The organism is Bacillus sp. SIMBA_026, from assembly GCF_046535335.1.
GTDB lineage: Bacteria > Bacillota > Bacilli > Bacillales > Bacillaceae > Bacillus > Bacillus velezensis.
In genome coordinates, this window is sequence record NZ_JAWRWX010000280.1 from 1 (window position 1) to 259 (window position 259).

The following is a 259-nucleotide window of genomic DNA, read 5'->3' on the forward strand; positions in this document are numbered from 1 at the left end:
GGCCGACGACGGAACGAACTGCCGCCGTCGGGGAGCTACTTCCTTGGACGGGCCTGGACGAGGTTGGCGAACGGAAGCCTCCCGAAGATGGCAATAAAGTCAGCGTGGTAGGCGGCTTCGGCCGCGTTCACGTCGGGCGCGGGGAGTTCCTTCCATGCAATCACCAAGTCGAGGGCGTCGCGCAGTTGCCAGATGAGCCGCGCATCCCAAACGACGGTCGGACGTCCACGGCCGTAGTCCAAGAACTCCTGGATCTGCT

Annotated in this window: 1 protein-coding gene; it reads right to left on the bottom strand. The window is 64.1% G+C overall.

Translation table 11 applies throughout. The features are described 5' to 3' along the window. Positions 1 to 35: 35 nt before the first annotated feature. A partial coding sequence (locus tag SB847_RS21485; RefSeq protein WP_410578700.1) for a hypothetical protein occupies positions 36 to 259 on the bottom strand: 224 nt, incomplete at its 5' end.